Below are 16,714 nucleotides of genomic sequence, written 5' to 3' on the forward strand. Positions count from 1 at the left end.
TTAATTGTAAGCATATTAAATCATCGTTAATTCCTTTTTAAAATATCTTATAAATAATCTATAAGCGTAATTCTTATATCGAACTCACATATTTATAATGAAAATGCCTATTATAGGATTTGTGTATGTTGATGGAAATTAGTACTTTTGCATTCAATTTGGCACAGATTCAGAATTACAGAGATAAATAAAAACAAACAAAATAAATGAACATTTCATACAAATGGCTAAAGGAATACGTTGATTTCAGCCTTGAACCACAGGATTTAGCGGCTGCGCTGACCTCAACAGGATTGGAAGTTGGAAGCGTAGAAGAGGTTGAAACTATCCGTGGCGGACTGAAAGGACTCTTTGTAGGCAAGGTGCTTACCTGCGAGGAACACCCTAATTCCGACCACCTGCACGTTACAACGGTAGACCTTGGCAAAGGCGAACCACAGCAAATAGTATGCGGCGCAGCCAATATAGCAGCAGGACAGAAGGTTATCGTGGCAGATTTAGGCTGTGTACTGTACGATGGCGACGACTCTTTCACCATCAAGAAGAGTAAGCTGAGAGGTGTCGAGAGTTTGGGAATGATTTGCGCTGAAGACGAAATCGGCGTAGGAACAAGCCACGACGGCATCATTGTTCTGCCCGAAGATGCACAAGTGGGCATGCCTGCAGCCGAGTATTATCACCTTGACAGCGACTGGCTGATTGAAATAGACATTACTGCCAACCGTGCCGATGCGTTGAGCCATTACGGCGTAGCGCGCGACCTTTACGCATGGTTGAAGCAAAACGGATACGAAACATCGTTGCACCGCCCCGACTGCGATAAGTTTGTGGTAGACAACCACGACCTTCCTATCGAAGTAAAGATAGAAAACCCTGACGCTTGCCGTCGCTATGCGTGCCTTAGCATTACCGATTGCGATGTAAAAGAAAGTCCGCAATGGCTGAAAGACAGGCTCAACGTAATTGGCGTTCGCCCTATCAACAACATTGTAGACATTACCAATTACGTTATGATGGCTTACGGACAACCTATGCACTGCTTCGATGCAGATATGGTAACAGGTAGGCAAATCATCGTGAAAGACAAGAACGAAGGCAAGAAGTTCATCACGCTCGATGGCGAGGAACACACGCTTGGTGAACACGACCTTGCTATTTGCAACGCCGAAGAACCAATGTGCATTGCCGGAGTATTCGGCGGAAAGGGCAGCGGAACATACGAAAACACACGCAACGTAGTGTTGGAAAGTGCCTACTTCCACCCTACTTGGATTCGCAAGAGTGCGCGCCGCCACGGTCTTTCTACCGATTCGAGCTTCCGTTTCGAGCGTGGCATCGACCCCAACGGAACCATTTATGCCCTGAAACAAGCAGCCATTCTCTGCAAGGAGCTGGCAGGCGGCAAGGTAAGTATGGACATTTGCGACGTATATCCTACGAAAATGGAAGGTTTCCCCGTTCGTCTGAACTACGAATATGCCAACCGCCTTATCGGAAAACAGCTCGGCGCAGACACGATTAAGAGTATTGCAACAAGTCTTGAAATGGAAATCGTGAAGGAAGATGCCGAAGGACTCGACCTTATCGTGCCTCCCTACCGTGTAGACGTAAAGCGTCCGTGCGACGTTATCGAGGATATTCTTCGCATCTACGGCTACAACAACGTTGAAATTCCAACCGAACTGAAGTCTTCTCTCACCATCGCCGAAGATGCAGACAAGAACTTCCATAGGGAAGACATTGTGAGTGAGCAGCTTGTCGGTGCAGGTTTCAACGAGATTTTGAACAACTCGCTTACTGCACAGTCTTACTACGAAGGCGCAGAACTCAATGCCTATCCGTGGGAACAGACCGTAAAGATAATGAATCCGCTATCGAGCGACTTGGGCGTAATGCGCCAGACACTGCTCTTTGGTGGCTTGGAAAGCATTCGCCGCAACGTGAACCGCAAGGCGCAAAACCTGAGATTCTTTGAAGTCGGCAACACTTACAGATACGAACAAGACAGGTGGAGCGAGGAAAGCCCTGTCAAGGCATACCGCCAAGAATACCATCTGGCACTCTGGATAACGGGCAAACGCGTGCAGGGTTCGTGGGCACACGCCGACGAGGAAAGCACTTTCTACGAACTGAAAGCCAACGTTGAGAACATTCTACGCCGTGTCGGAATGGCACAAAACGCACTTGTTGCCGAAACATCGCAGAACAACATCTTCGACAAAGGTATGGAACTGAAGACCCGCGGCGGTAAAACCATCGTCGAAATGGGTATCTTGAGCCACAAACTATTGAAGAAAATAGACATCGCACAAGCAGTTTTCTATGCCGATGTGAACTGGACAGAGCTGATGAAAGCCATTCGCAAGAACAAGCTACAGTTCCAGGAAATATCGAAATATCCAAGCGTCAGCCGCGACTTGGCACTCTTGTTGGATTCCAACATCGAGTTTGCACAGATAGAAGAGATTGCCCGCCAGACCGAAAAGAAACTCCTGAAGAAAGTCGAACTCTTCGACGTTTACGAGGGCAAGAACCTCCCCGAAGGCAAAAAGAGCTACGCCGTGAACTTCATACTTCAAGACGAGACGAAGACTTTGAACGACAAAGCGATTGACGCCATTATGCAGAAATTAATTAAAAATATAACAACAAAACTCGGAGCAGAACTCCGATAAAACACAACTCCAATGGGAAGAGCATTTGAATATCGCAAGGCTACAAAGCTAAAGAGATGGGGCCACATGGCTCGCACGTTTACAAAATTAGGTAAAGAAATTGCCATTGCCGTAAAGGCAGGCGGTCCTGAACCTGAAACCAACCCGCGCTTGCGTGCTATCATCGCAACCTGCAAACGCGAGAATATGCCAAAAGACAATATCCAACGCGCCATAAAGAATGCAATGGGCAAGGACACAAGCGACTATAAAGAGGTGCCATACGAAGGATACGGTCCGCACGGAATAGCCATCTTCGTAGAAACACTGACCGACAATACCACCCGCACCGTGGGCGATGTCCGCTCTGTCTTCAACAAATTCAATGGAACACTCGGCACACAAGGCTCGTTGGCATTCCTTTTCGACCACAAAGCCGTGTTTACCTTCAAGGTGAAGGAAGGCATTGATATGGAAGAACTCATTCTCGACCTCATCGACTACGGTGTAGAAGACGAGTTCGACCAAGACGATGAAGAAGGCGAAATCACCATTTACGGCGAACCTACCAGCTTTGGCGAAATACAAAAGCATTTGGAAGACAACGGTTTTGAAATCACTTCTGCCGAATTTACCCGCATTCCGAACGACCTAAAGGACGTTACCGACGAAGAACGCCAAACCATCGACAAGATGATTGAAAAGCTCGAAGACTTCGACGACGTACAGAACGTTTACACAAACATGAAGCCAGCAGAGTAATATACTTGCCATATTATCGGTGTCCGATAAAGTTTTTATAAGCTGTGTCCCTTCGTTTAATTATGATCTGAGAAAACGGACCGATTGCTTTGTGTATTCAGCCCCTCTTATTTCTTTTGTATTTGTATAATAAAAATGAAATAAAATGGGCAAAAGTACACTTTTCATTGGATATCCGTTGTCGATCATTTCAATATGAATTTTCCGCTTGTTTCTAACTATTTGGCAGACATAAACAAAAGTTTCTATACAGATCAGGAAAGGACAGGCTTTTCATTGACACCGTCTATATGTCTAATGGACGTTAAGTTATGATATAATAATGTTAATTTAGATAAATTATTAAAGGAAGAATAAACTTTATAGTTATTTTTGCATCATAGTTAAAACCAAGAAAAGAATAAATATATGAAAAAGTTATTAATGACGATTTTGCTTATGACGATAGGAATAACAATAATGTCGGCACAAAATCAAGCAGAATTCAAATTCGACCAGACAACGATTAATGTTGGAACATTCCCTGCTAGTTCACCAGTGAAGAAAGCTGTTTTCACCTTTACAAATATAGGCAATGCCCCTTTGGTCATTAATGAGGTGATTGCAAGTTGCGGTTGTACAATACCAAAATACGATAAACGCCCTATTGCACCTGGACAAAAAGGTTCAATAGAAATTACTTATAATGGGCAAGGTAAATTCACAGGACACTTTAAAAAGAGTATTACAATAAAATCTAATGCTAAGACTGAAATGACACGTATATATATAGAAGGTGTTATGGAAGCAGCAAAATAGCTAAAGAGGAAGAAGTTAGAAGTGAAAGATAAGAAGTTAGATATAAGTATTTCTAACTTTATAATGAAAATAAGCGGGAAATATTAATAAAATATCTCCCGCTCAGTTTTTATAGATACAATTTCTAACCTAAAGTTGGAACGACAGCCAAAAAAACTACATTGTGTTTAGTTCTATTCTCAAACCAATGTTTGTGTCCTTCAGGACAATAATGTATGTGCCCCACTCTAACAGTCTCTTCTGCGCCATCACAAAATGCCGTTAACTCCCCGCTAACAACATATATTACCTCAAAGGTTCCCTTATGAATATGTTCGCCGCTTCGCGCACCTGGACGAAGTGTTGAATACATAATGCGGGTTTTGTCGTCTACATAGCTACGGGTGTCTAACCTTCCTTCTCCACCTTTGAAACCTTGTATATGTTCCTCAACGATTTTATCAAAATCTATAACCATAATAAAAATTTTAAAGTAAGTGCAAAAATAATAATATTCTTTCGAAACTCAAAAACGTTCACATTTCATTTAGGAAATACGATTCCTCATGTTTTTTTAAAAGATTAAACCTACCATTTCGATAATCTAAACTTAAGAATCCAGAAAGGAATTATTATATACGAAATGAGCGGACACTCTCCATTAACAGAGTATCCACTCGTCTATATCGTTTACATTGTTATCTAAAATGTATAACGCAATCCTATCTGACCACGCCAACGACTGTTGTAGCTGTCATAATCGCGATTTACGTGTGTTCCATCGAACTTGAACAAACCGTCGCCTTCATAGTTGAATGGGCTGAAGTAGCGACCGAAACCATCGCCATAGGTGTGTCCCCAATCCTTGTTGAGCAAGTTCCCAACATTAATTATATCAAAGCTCAACTCCAAAGAATTAACTTGTCCACCCACTTTAAAGCTATACTTCTGTGCCAAGTGAACATCAAAATGATGCTCGAAAGCAAGATTATCTGCATAACGCTTGAAGTATTCGCCACGGTGCTTACTCATATAAGAGTCGTCGGCAATCCATTGTTTCAACAAAGCACGTTGCTGTTCTTCGGAAAGATTGCCCTTATATCCTGCGCCCAATACCTTTGTTATCAACGGATAAGTATTCTTGCTGTTGTTTACGGTAGTTGGCGCAAAGCGCATTTGGTCGATTTGTGCATCAGTAGGAATATACATAAGGTCGTTTCCACGAGCACCATCGCCATTCATATCGCCATACATTTCAATAACGTATGGAGAACCACTACGTCCTTGATAAATCAGACCGATAGTGGTCTGCCACTGCTTGCTTGTACCGTAACCAATATGGTAGTAAGCACTCGCCTGAATACGATGAGGAACATTGTATGCACTGAAGCCGAGTTCTGGGTCGTTAGGATTTCTATAGGTAGTATTAAACATCCAGTTACTACCTGCCACAGAAGAAGTTCCACTGTTCACACTCATAGAACGTGTCCATGTATAACTTGCCATCAAATCAAGTCCGAAGTCGAAATGCTTTTCACCTTTCAACGATAAGTTTACTGTATAACCCTTGTTGGTGTTATACAATCCATACACGTATGCGTATGGAGTGCCCTTTGTAGTCTGCGTAAACATTGGACGGTTGTCCCACGTGTAACCAGTTTCTTGACCGAAGGTTTTGCCTGTTGCTTCAATTGCAAGATTTTTATAATATATATCGTTCAAAGTCTTTGAGTAGATAGCCTCTGCTGTCCAATCTATTCCCAATGCTTTAAAGTCAAAACCAAGATTAAACTTAAGTGTTTGTGCAAACTTGAAGTTATCAGAGAAAATATCTACTTCCTGACTTCCAGCTGACACTTTCAGCTTTTCAGCATTCTCCAATTGCTTGTTAGGGTCGAAGATTAGATTAAGTCCTTTCGGATTATAAACACTGTATTTAGACATCTGAATACCTGTGTTAGTGAAGTTGTTGCTAATCCAAACGTATGGAATACGCCCTGTGAAGACACCTACACCACCACGAAGAATAAATTGACGGTCGTTATTGATATCCCAACGGAAACCTACACGTGGACTCCACAAAGGAGAACTTGACAATTTATGGTCTGTACGAACACCCCAGCCACGCTGTGCAGCATATTCGTTGAACCCTGTATTGGCAGTAGGAGTATCGAAGAAAAGGGGTATTTCCATACGTAAGCCGTATGTAAGTTGGAAAGAAGGAGTAGCGTTCCACTTGTCTTGAACATAGAAACCTAACTGTCCTGCAGAGAATGGAGCTTTCCAACGTGGGTCGCCCGTTACGTCGGTATTAGCCATTCCGAAGCGGTATTGCTTGAAATAAGCATAGTTAGGGTCAAGTTTGTCCGCCATAAAGTCTTCGTAGTACTTATTGAAATGTGCTAAGTCTGCAAAGTTGTAAGTACCGTTTGCATCTTGAATGAAAAGGTTTGCAAACTTATAAAATTCGTTGTGTGTACCAAAAGTAAATGTATGGCTGCCGTTGTACCAAGTAAAGTTGTCTTCAACGGTATAAATATCTTGGTCGAGTTGGTTCGCCATAGACGAACGTTCGTTACCAATATTGAGCGTACCACCTGTTACTTGAAGAGAAATCATTGGGAAAGCCGATGCTACAGCACGCTGGTCGCGCACTCGTACGTAACTTGCACGTGCTTCGTTGCTCAATACTGGCGACAAACGGCTTTGCAATTCAGCTGTGAAAGAGTTTGTTTTGCTTTCAAATGGATAATAATAATGATTATCGTTCAACGATGAAGCACCACTGACATTGTTTAATTGTTTTGCATCTACCAAACTCCAACGGAATGAGAACTTGTTAAAGTCGTTGATATTCCAGTCTATCTTTGCACCAAACTTTTTACTCTTGGTATAAATATCAGGATTACCGAATGCGCCTGTATAGTTGTATCCTTGCTTTGCAGCCATTTCCCTAACCTTTGCAAGCACACCATCGGCTTCTTCCTTAAGGATACGTAAACCTGTCTGGCCGTAACCATTGATATTTGGATATTCTTTATTGGCGTCTTCAAAGTTAACGAAGAAGAACAGTTTATCCTTGATAATAGGACCACCAAGCGTTATACCCCATTGGTATTGTTGCTGTTTCTGATACTTCGGTGCATAACCCGTTCCGTCAGAATAAGGATAATGGCGACCGATAAGGTTCTGATTATTGCCAAATCCATATACGCTTCCATGGAACTTGTTAGTTCCCGACTTTGTTATAGCATTAATTGCACCACCTGTAAAACCACTCTGACGAACATCAAATGGCGCAACATTAATTTGGATTTGCTCAATGGTCTCCATAGAAACAGGTTGTGTGCCTGCCTGTCCTCCATTAGAGCCGTCGGCAGTGAGACCAAATACGTCGTTATTCATTGCACCGTCAATCATAAACGAATTGTAACGGTTGTTTGTTCCTGCAAACGACATTGCACCATTGCTTGATGTTGTCAGCTGGGGATTTAATCTTGCAACATCAGCAATACCGTGTGTGATACTTGGTATCTCGGCTATTTGTTTAGCAGTAAGACTTTGTGCAGCACCATTTTTTGTCCCGTTTATTCCAGCTTTACCAACAACAACAACTTCCTGCAATTCTTTCGAATCTGTTTGTAACTTGCATGATAAATCTTCTACTTCGCCCAAACGAAGTGTTACATTCTGGAAAGTCTTAGTTTGATGTCCTATATAAGATATTTCCACCTTATAAGGTCCACCAACACGCATACCTTGAATGGTGAAACGTCCATCTAAATTTGTTAAACCCCTATAAATTGTTCCAGAAGGTTGGTGCGTAGCTGTAACTGTTGCACCGATGACTTCTTCGCCATTCGATGTAACCTTACCGCTAATGCCTGATGTAGTTATCTGCGCCATTGCCGTAATAGTTAGCGAGAATAACATTCCAAAAAGGAAAAGCAATCTTTTTTGCATAATAAATTAATGTTAAATTCAAATACGTATATTTAATTATGGTGCAAATATAATTAAAATCTATCAAAATATCGTTGCAAACGACGTTAAAATCAGAATAATTTAGCTGAGACTTATTTACGACAAATCAAATTAGCAACAATTATAGCAGTTAATCCAGCTGTTTCAGTACGCAAACGGCTTGTTCCTAAAGTTACACATTGATAGTTATTATTCATAGCCTGACGAACTTCATCAATAGAAAAATCTCCCTCAGGTCCTACTAAAACTGTTATTTCATTAATAGAATTCAAGTGCTTTAAATAGTTAAAGAAGTCAGTCTTTTCTATTTCATCGTAACAGTGACAGATAAATTTCGAACCTACTATTTCTCTACGTACAAAATTGTCGAATGTAACCATATCATTTACAATTGGTTTCCATGGCTTACGGCTCTGTTTCATTGCTGATATTACTATACGTTCTATCCGATCTTTACGTATTGTTTTACGTTCAGAGTAATGGCAATTTAAAAATGAAATCTCATCGAAACCAATTTCTGTCGCTTTTTCAACTAACCATTCTACACGACTAATATCTTTTGTAGGCGCTATAGCAAGATGTAAATATCCAGTCCATGATTTGGTTTGAGGTAACGATTGCTCTATTTTATAATAACAATGTTTGGAATTTGTTAATGTAATAAATGCTTTATAAAAAGAACCTTTGCCGTCCATCAAGAAAATCTCATCACTTTCTTTTAATCGCAAAACTCGAACAGCATGGATTGCCTCGTCTACTGGCAATTCATTACTGTTAGATGCTTCAGGAACATAAAAGTAACGTTCTTCTTTCATTCTATATTACATTACTTTATCTTGATTATCTTTACGCTTTTGTATTTCATCGCGTAAATTAGAAGCCAATTCATAATTTTCATCTTTAATTGCTTTTTGCAAAGCGTCATGGAGCATTGACGAAGTTAATGCGTTCAAAGGAAGTGCAACCTTATTTTTATTCAATTCGTAAGGCACACTCTGTCGTATAAAAAGTTTTTCTTCCATATATAAATCTATCTGCACGATTTTCGACAAAAGAATTGCATCTGAAGCACGAATCGGTATCATCTCATACGTAAATTTATTTATTAATACAACTTTATATTGACCATCAGAGATGGAATTAAATAATATCTCATAGTGTTCAGAATCCATATCAGGATTTATCCAACAAAGAACCTCCGGTAGAAGACTATGGCGAAATGAATTTTCCCCTATTCGAAGATTTAATTCATGCACCATTATCCCATCACAGACAATGGCAACTTGTTTGTCTTCTAACTGATTAGTGAGCACCAAAAGCCCCATATTGGAACCACCAACAATCTCTGTTATTCCTTTAAAAAAAACTTGTATCTTATTCATTACTTTTTTTAGGATGGAACAAAATTGCAAAACTTATCGCAACCATCAGAGCATATCCCGCAAATATAAACCAACAAGTTTTCCAATTTCCTACAGTCAGTATATTATCACCAAACTGTTTTAATTCTGTATAATGGTTTATAATAGCTTGTGCAGCAAGTGTTCCTATAGTAGCTCCGATACCATTTGTCATCAACATAAATAATCCTTGTGCTGATGAGCGAATGGAAGAATCTGTACTTTTATCTACAAAGAGTGAACCTGATATATTAAAGAAATCGAATGCAATTCCATAAACAACCATTGACAAAACGAATAATAACACTCCAGGCATTCCTGGATTACCTAAACCAAATAATCCAAAACGCAAAACCCACCCTAACATCGCTATTAACATCACATTTTTGATTCCATAACGACGCATAAAAAATGGAATAAGTAAAATACAGCAAGTCTCACTTATCTGTGAAAGGCTTATAAGTATGTTAGCATGTTGAACACCGAATGCATTTGCAAACTCGGGCTGTGCTGCAAAACTAAATAGGAAAGGATTTGCAAAACTGTTCGTTATCTGCAAACTTACGCCCAACAACATTGAGAAGATAAAGAAGATTGCCATTTTCTTTTGTTTAAACAGCGAGAAAGCTTTCAACCCTAAAGCATCTACCAAACTCTTCTTTTCGTTGCTCTTTAATATTTCGCAATTCGGCAATGTGAAAGTGTAAAGAAAAAGAATAACACTCACTACACTCGAAGTTATAAATTGGTTTTGATTGCTTTGAAATCCCAATATATCTACCAGCCACATTGTCAATATAAAACCTATCGTACCAAACACACGGATAGGAGGGAAATCCTTCACTGTATCCATGCCAGATTGTGTCAGTGCTGAATAAGCAACGGAGTTGGCTAAAGCTATGGTCGGCATATAAAACGCAACCGACATAGAATAAAGTGTAAAAATAATACTAAAATCTACATTTGTGCCTGCATTTATTCCATAGAAAGCTGTACCAAACATAAAAATACCTGCTACCAAATGACAAAGTCCTAATAATCGTTGTGCAGGTATCCACCTATCAGCAACAATTCCCATCAGTGCAGGCATAAAGATAGAAACAATACCTTGCATAGAATAAAACAGTCCTATATTTTCACCAATACCAACGTTACCAAGATAACGCCCCATTGACGTTAAATATGCTCCCCACACTGCGAACTCTAAAAAGTTCATTAGTGCTAAACGTATCTTTAAATTCATCTCTTAGATTTTTGTTCGACAACAAAAGTACAGCTTTTATAATAAACCACCAAAGTAAAATTAAGTATTTATATTCAAGATGGACAAAAAAATTGATTGTCTCACGACAATCAATCTTTTTTATTAACCTTAATAATCTAATACCATGAAAAACAGGATACAAAGATAAATAATATTTATTATAATGCGCAACCTCTGTAGGTGCAAGTATCCATATATTAACATCATTTAAACAAATATCCGTTCCAATTTAATTTTCTTTGTTTTAATATTATACTAATGTCCTTTTTATCTGCAGGTGAAAGCAATGGTACATCATATTTTATAGTTAAACTATTATCATTTTCAGATAACTCTAATTCGCAGAGCATAACATTTGCCATACTCAATAATTCATTATAGCGTTGTTGCGACATAGAATCTGTTTTTTCGAACACAGGAGCACAATCTAACTCAAATGGTTTAGCTTCCCATTCTTTTGAAAATAACATTAGTTTACTTTCCGCTTTTGGCCCATTCCATGTTTGGACTACAGCTATGTTTGAATCATCTAATCTTTTAATTTCTAACTTAGATGCATCATTTAACCATACACAAATATAGTCATTGGTTAATTTTTCTATACGGGTTGTATCGTGCAAACTATTTATAACTTCTGACTTCATTCTCATCGTAATGTAGTCTGCCAACTCTGTTCTTAAACTTTTATTGAGATATGGCACGAGAGTATCAGGCATTTCAACCCATATCTGACGCATATCTTGTGCGTGTAATGGAATTAAATTGAAATATATCAATAGAATTAAAAGGAATCTTTTCATATTAATTTTAGGCACGTTCTATAAATCCTTCGTTGAAAAATAATTGTTATAACAACGTTCAATTCTTTCGGTCTTTCTGCTTTTATGCGCATAAAAGACAAAAGTCCTACAAAGGTATTTTTAGAACCTGCCCTTAACAAAAAATGATTCATTAATAATACTGTAATATTTTATTGGGAATAAGCAAGTTTTTCCGAAATAATATGTTTTATTCTTCTCATACTTTATTAGAAAGGTGAAAAACTTAAAACACAATTATTTTTATAAGTAGAAATCATAAGCATAGTCCTATTTTTACTGTTATATCCCACTACGAATTTTCCATCATCTGTATTTTCAGAATTGGTTGTTCTATAACTTTCTTTATATTTTTTTGCGAGTTTATTCATTAGTGCTATGGCTTTTCCTCTATTATTACAGCACGTTGTTAGGCGCAATTGATTTAGCTTCCCCTCTTTATTAAAAAAACATTCCGCTTCATTATATCGTTCTCCATCAAAAACAACATTCTTATAAATAGCTTTCTCGTTATTTAATAGATAGGGAACACCAAACATTTTTTCTAACACTTTCATTGTCTCAGTGTTTTCTACCATAAATTTTATGTTGTCAACCTGTTGTTGTGCTGACAACTTAAATGTAAATACAAGTAGGAGAATAATAATTCCTAAAAATTTCTTCATAATTTTTTTATTTTTCTTGTCTGTTTCTTTTGCAAAGTTATATAAAAATGATGAAAGCTAAGCTTTTTTTATAAAAAATCTATCATTTAGGTCGAAGTAATTGGTTACGAACAACCTTATGAATTATGAAGAATCTGTTTTTTCGAACACAGGAGCACAATCTAACTCAAATGGTTTAGCTTCCCATTCTTTTGAAAATAAAATTAGTTTACTTTCCGTTTTTGGTCCATTCCATGTTTGGACTACAGCTATGTTTGAATCATCTAATCTTTTAATTTCTAACTTAGATGCATCATTTAACCATACACAAATATAGTCATTGGTTAACTTTTCTATACGGGTTGTATCGTGCAAACTATTTATAACTTCTGACTTCATTCTCATCGTAATGTAGTCTGCCAACTCTGTTCTTAAACTTTTATTGAGATATGGCACGAGAGTATCAGGCATTTCAACCCATATCTGACGCATATCTTGTGCGTGTAATGGAATTAAATTGAAATATATCAATAGAATTAAAAGGAATCTTTTCATATTAATTTTAGGCACGTTCTATAAGTCCTTCGTTGAAAAATAATTGTTATAACAACGTTCAATTCTTTCGGTCTTTCTGCTTTTATGCGCATAAAAGACAAAAGTCCTACAAAGGTATTTTTAGAACCTGCCCTTAACAAAAAATGATTCATTAATAATACTGTAATATTTTATTGGGAATAAGCAAGTTTTTCCGAAATAATATGTTTTATTCTTCTCATACTTTATTAGAAAGGTGAAAAACTTAAAACACAATTATTTTTATAAGTAGAAATCATAAGCATAGTCCTATTTTTACTGTTATATCCCACTACGAATTTTCCATCATCTGTATTTTCAGAATTGGTTGTTCTATAACTTTCTTTATATTTTTTTGCGAGTTTATTCATTAGTGCTATGGCTTTTCCTCTATTATTACAGCACGTTGTTAGGCGCAATTGATTTAGCTTCCCCTCTTTATTAAAAAAACATTCCGCTTCATTATATCGTTCTCCATCAAAAACAACATTCTTATAAATAGCTTTCTCGTTATTTAATAGATAGGGAACACCAAACATTTTTTCTAACACTTTCATTGTCTCAGTGTTTTCTACCATAAATTTTATGTTGTCAACCTGTTGTTGTGCTGACAACTTAAATGTAAATACAAGTAGGAGAATAATAATTCCTAAAAATTTCTTCATAATTTTTTTATTTTTCTTGTCTGTTTCTTTTGCAAAGTTATATAAAAATGATGAAAGCTAAGCTTTTTTTATAAAAAATCTATTATTTAGGTCGAAATAATTGGTTACGAACAACCTTATGAATTATGAAAAATGCAGTAGGTAATGATTTGACAACCTATCTTCTGCAATGACACACAACGCTTTGCATAACTCGAATAATCTATTGCAAAGGTAATATTAGACGACACGTATCTTATCCAAGAAACAATTGGTCCCCGATGCCACGATACTCTTTCCCAAATCCCAGTCGCATTTTTATTTTCTATCTATGCATTTAACAGAAGAACCTTTTTTAAAGTGGAAAGGGTAGGTTATCACAAGCTCGGTAAGGTCTGCCTTTGTGGTATGTGCCTTAACGTTGATACCTAACTTTAGTCCGTTTAGTGATGGAAACGAATAATTTACGCCAACCCGTTCGTATATTCTTCCACCTAATTCCCGATCTATTGTACCCATTCTTCGATATAAATAGGTTCCTAATGCAACATTCAGCGATAGGTTGTTGTAGAAGATTTCGTGTTTCCCCGCAATGCCAAACGACCAAGGCTTGCAGTCTATGGTGTTTCCTTCTTTTAGTTCCAATTGCTCTATGTGCGGTGCGTATGTATTATAGAAGGCATCTATCCCTATACCTGATGCCCATCTGCGTGCATAACGACACATTAAATTGGCTTGCAACGAATAGGTGGCATATCGTTTAAATTCTCCAGTACGATAGTTAGGTTCCGATTTTGATGTACGGAATTGTGTTATTTGCCAATCTTCGACCAAAGTCTTAGCACCAATACCAACGGTTAAGTCAATATAAAAAGACTTTTTGAAGGGGGCTGATTTGAAACTGTCGTGCTCTTTGATGAGCGTTTCGTAATAAGGATAATAAACAATTCCGACTGACGGACCTATACTGTTTGAGCCTTTGTTTGGGTGATAGAGTGAACCATTGCTATGATGAACGAATTCTAAGCTGGCTCTTACTCCCCATTTTTGAGCAAAGCGGTAAGTTTGATGAATACCAGCTCCGAAGTAGATAAGGAAAGGAGTCCCAATGAAATCGTTGTCTATATTATTGTCTTTATTGTACCATTTATTCGTGTAGCCGACTCCACCACTTAACGAATAAGATGTTTCCCAATGCTTATTGCGATGTATGGCACGCTGAAAGGTACCGTACAACGAAAGTGTATTGCCTAAATAAGAATCGTATGATACTTCTTCTATTTTACTCCAAGCGAAGTCGGGAGACCGATGAAAGCGGACATGGTTGTTCAAGGTATAGCGTAAACCAATGGACAGAGAAGGATAATTAAAATCTTTTGCGTATGAATTATGGTCAGAAGGAAGATAAACATGATTTAATTCTAAGGCAATTGAGCCATTCGCTTCTTCTTTTAGATATTTACGTTGGTTTTTATCTAAGGCGATAACTTTACTTCTCATCATACTTACGGTAAAGCCCCAATGCTGTATAGAATCCTTTACAATAGCTTTTGCTTGCATTGCCACACTGGCAGATGCTATCAATAATATGCCTTTCAGACCAAAATGAGAAACCATGAGCAAGTAAAATATAAAGTTATGATGTATTCAGGACTTAGCAAAAACCGAATATTCTTTCTACGTTCTTGTTCGTTTGCAGGGCAATTCCATCTTCGGTTGTGTTATAAACCTCTGCCAATTTAGCAACAACGTGCACCAAGAACGAACTTTCGTTGCGCTTTCCACGCAGCGGAACGGGTGCCATATAGGGCGAATCGGTTTCAAGAACTATGCGTTGCAGGGGGACAGACTTCAATGTTTCAGGAAGATTTGCTTTCTTGAAGGTGAGTACTCCACCTATTCCCAATACAAAGTTATTGAAACTTAGCAGTTCTGCAGCCTCTTTTTCGTTGCCCGTAAAGCAGTGGAATACGCCTCCCGGCAGTTGTTTCTGGTATTTCCTAAGAATTTTTACCATTTCGTTCTGTGCCTTTCTGCAATGAATCATTAATGGCAAACGCGTTTCAACAGACCATTTCACCTGTTCTTCAAATGCGTCCAACTGTTCTTTTTCAAACTCTCTGCTCCAATAGAAGTCTAATCCTACCTCTCCGACAGCAATATATTTGCTGTTTGCAAGCAGCTCGTTCTTCATTTTCTGCAGCACTTTCTTGTAATTGGCTTTCACTTCTTCGGGGTGCAAGCCCATCATTGGATAAGCAAAGTCTGGAAATTGTTGGCAGACAGTGTTTATCGATTTTATGGAACTCAAGTCGATTGCAGGTATAAATACTTTTGAAACACCTGCGCTTTTGGCTCTTTGTACAACTTCCTGAACGTCGTCTTTAAACTCCGGTCCGTCTAAGTGAGTATGTGTGTCTATTATCATTTCTTTTCGTTTTAGTTCTGCCTGCTAAAGCAGCTTATTGTTTTGTTTTTACTCTTATCACTATAATCTTTCTTCGTTCTTTCTATAATAGTATATAACTCCGAACTTACTGCATTGTTCATACCGCTCTTTCGGTGGAAGATTTGCGAAATGAGCCTCTATAACATTCCATAATTCTAAGATTAAGTCGTCTATTGTGGGACGCAACTCTGCCATAATCTTATTGTCTTTATTGGTGCGGTCTCGTAGTTTTCGCTGTGCAGTATAAGCATCATTGTATATATCGAAATGAGTTGCTACCATTCCTATCGAAGGATTGTAGATGGGTTTTCCACCTTGTTTAATTCTTTCTTTTTCTCCTTTTATAATTTTCGGCGCCCAGAGCAATAACCCATCTGCCGATTTTATGTTTGGCAATGATGTTGCATCTTCGCTTAATTCATAAAGAAGTAATTTCTTTCGTTTAATTTCTCCACGCTCTACCGACATTAAAAGAACTTGTATAAAATGGCTAAGAAACATACAAGCACGATATTGTAAGCCATCTATCTTCTTTGCATTTCTAACTTGTGCTGATAACGATATTTTATATTGTTCGGTGGCTGTAAGCAAACGGTCGTGAAGTGGTTGAGCACTATTTATTAGCTTCCAATCAATGAATTTATTTCTTACAGTATAAATATCATTATTGTCTAATAGAGTCTTCAACGCTTTTAATCGAGCGGCATCAGTTTTGGGTAGACGTCTGTACGGCATAGTAAAGTCT

15 protein-coding genes are annotated in these 16,714 nt (G+C 38.1%); 3 read left to right on the forward strand and 12 right to left on the reverse strand.

From position 1 onward, the window contains the following. Nucleotides 1-206: 206 nt before the first annotated feature. The 3 genes from pheT to RDV52_RS09245 all read left to right on the forward strand — a co-directional run bounded on the left by pheT (nucleotide 207) and on the right by RDV52_RS09245 (nucleotide 4,214). Nucleotides 207-2,675: a phenylalanine--tRNA ligase subunit beta gene (gene pheT / locus RDV52_RS09235; protein ID WP_004365894.1), complete on the forward strand. Its 2,469-nt coding sequence runs from the start codon at nucleotides 207-209 to the stop codon at nucleotides 2,673-2,675. A gap of 12 nt (nucleotides 2,676-2,687) precedes the next feature. Beyond that, the gene (locus RDV52_RS09240; RefSeq protein WP_004364249.1) at nucleotides 2,688-3,416 is read left to right on the forward strand and encodes a YebC/PmpR family DNA-binding transcriptional regulator; all 729 of its coding nucleotides are present in this window, start codon (nucleotides 2,688-2,690) and stop codon (nucleotides 3,414-3,416) included. 408 nt (nucleotides 3,417-3,824) lie between these two features. Then, on the forward strand, nucleotides 3,825-4,214 hold the full coding sequence (locus tag RDV52_RS09245; protein ID WP_004365892.1) for a DUF1573 domain-containing protein: 390 nt from the start codon (nucleotides 3,825-3,827) through the stop codon (nucleotides 4,212-4,214). Between the two features lie 124 nt (nucleotides 4,215-4,338). Here RDV52_RS09245 and RDV52_RS09250 read toward each other — a convergent pair whose 3' ends face one another. The 12 genes from RDV52_RS09250 to RDV52_RS09305 form a co-directional block, all read right to left on the reverse strand. Next, nucleotides 4,339-4,671, reverse strand: coding sequence for a cupin domain-containing protein (locus tag RDV52_RS09250; RefSeq protein ID WP_004364252.1), 333 nt, complete (start codon nucleotides 4,669-4,671; stop codon nucleotides 4,339-4,341). Between the two features lie 224 nt (nucleotides 4,672-4,895). After that, nucleotides 4,896-8,156, reverse strand: a complete 3,261-nt coding sequence (locus RDV52_RS09255; RefSeq protein ID WP_004365890.1) for a TonB-dependent receptor — start codon at nucleotides 8,154-8,156, stop codon at nucleotides 4,896-4,898. Nucleotides 8,157-8,269: 113 nt separating this feature from the next. Then, nucleotides 8,270-8,992 (reverse strand): 16S rRNA (uracil(1498)-N(3))-methyltransferase, encoded by a 723-nt coding sequence (locus RDV52_RS09260; RefSeq protein WP_004365889.1) that lies wholly within the window; start codon nucleotides 8,990-8,992, stop codon nucleotides 8,270-8,272. Nucleotides 8,993-8,998: 6 nt separating this feature from the next. After that, the gene (locus RDV52_RS09265) at nucleotides 8,999-9,559 is read right to left on the reverse strand and encodes a UvrB/UvrC motif-containing protein (RefSeq protein ID WP_004364259.1); all 561 of its coding nucleotides are present in this window, start codon (nucleotides 9,557-9,559) and stop codon (nucleotides 8,999-9,001) included. Beyond that, the gene (locus RDV52_RS09270) at nucleotides 9,552-10,820 is read right to left on the reverse strand and encodes a nucleoside permease (protein ID WP_004365888.1); all 1,269 of its coding nucleotides are present in this window, start codon (nucleotides 10,818-10,820) and stop codon (nucleotides 9,552-9,554) included. The genes RDV52_RS09265 and RDV52_RS09270 overlap by 8 nt, the downstream gene beginning before the upstream one ends. Nucleotides 10,821-11,044: 224 nt before the next feature. Beyond that, entirely contained in the window at nucleotides 11,045-11,641 is a 597-nt protein-coding gene (locus RDV52_RS09275; RefSeq protein ID WP_004364265.1) for a DUF3256 family protein, read from the reverse strand. A gap of 227 nt (nucleotides 11,642-11,868) precedes the next feature. Then, nucleotides 11,869-12,324: a hypothetical protein gene (locus RDV52_RS09280; RefSeq protein ID WP_004365884.1), complete on the reverse strand. Its 456-nt coding sequence runs from the start codon at nucleotides 12,322-12,324 to the stop codon at nucleotides 11,869-11,871. A 123-nt stretch (nucleotides 12,325-12,447) separates the two neighbouring features. Continuing rightward, nucleotides 12,448-12,858 carry a DUF3256 family protein gene (locus RDV52_RS09285; protein WP_223381198.1) on the reverse strand — a complete coding sequence of 137 codons (411 nt, stop codon included), beginning with the start codon at nucleotides 12,856-12,858 and terminating at the stop codon, nucleotides 12,448-12,450. A 227-nt stretch (nucleotides 12,859-13,085) separates the two neighbouring features. Beyond that, the gene (locus RDV52_RS09290; protein ID WP_004365884.1) at nucleotides 13,086-13,541 is read right to left on the reverse strand and encodes a hypothetical protein; all 456 of its coding nucleotides are present in this window, start codon (nucleotides 13,539-13,541) and stop codon (nucleotides 13,086-13,088) included. Between the two features lie 297 nt (nucleotides 13,542-13,838). After that, nucleotides 13,839-15,137: an acyloxyacyl hydrolase gene (locus tag RDV52_RS09295; protein WP_004365883.1), complete on the reverse strand. Its 1,299-nt coding sequence runs from the start codon at nucleotides 15,135-15,137 to the stop codon at nucleotides 13,839-13,841. A gap of 37 nt (nucleotides 15,138-15,174) precedes the next feature. Beyond that, nucleotides 15,175-15,948, reverse strand: coding sequence for a TatD family hydrolase (locus tag RDV52_RS09300; RefSeq protein WP_004365882.1), 774 nt, complete (start codon nucleotides 15,946-15,948; stop codon nucleotides 15,175-15,177). A gap of 60 nt (nucleotides 15,949-16,008) precedes the next feature. Then, nucleotides 16,009-16,704 carry a hypothetical protein gene (locus RDV52_RS09305; RefSeq protein ID WP_004364277.1) on the reverse strand — a complete coding sequence of 232 codons (696 nt, stop codon included), beginning with the start codon at nucleotides 16,702-16,704 and terminating at the stop codon, nucleotides 16,009-16,011. Nucleotides 16,705-16,714: the final 10 nt, after the last annotated feature.

It is taken from the genome of Prevotella nigrescens (genome assembly GCF_031191185.1).
In the GTDB taxonomy this organism is placed as follows: Bacteria; Bacteroidota; Bacteroidia; order Bacteroidales; family Bacteroidaceae; genus Prevotella; species Prevotella nigrescens.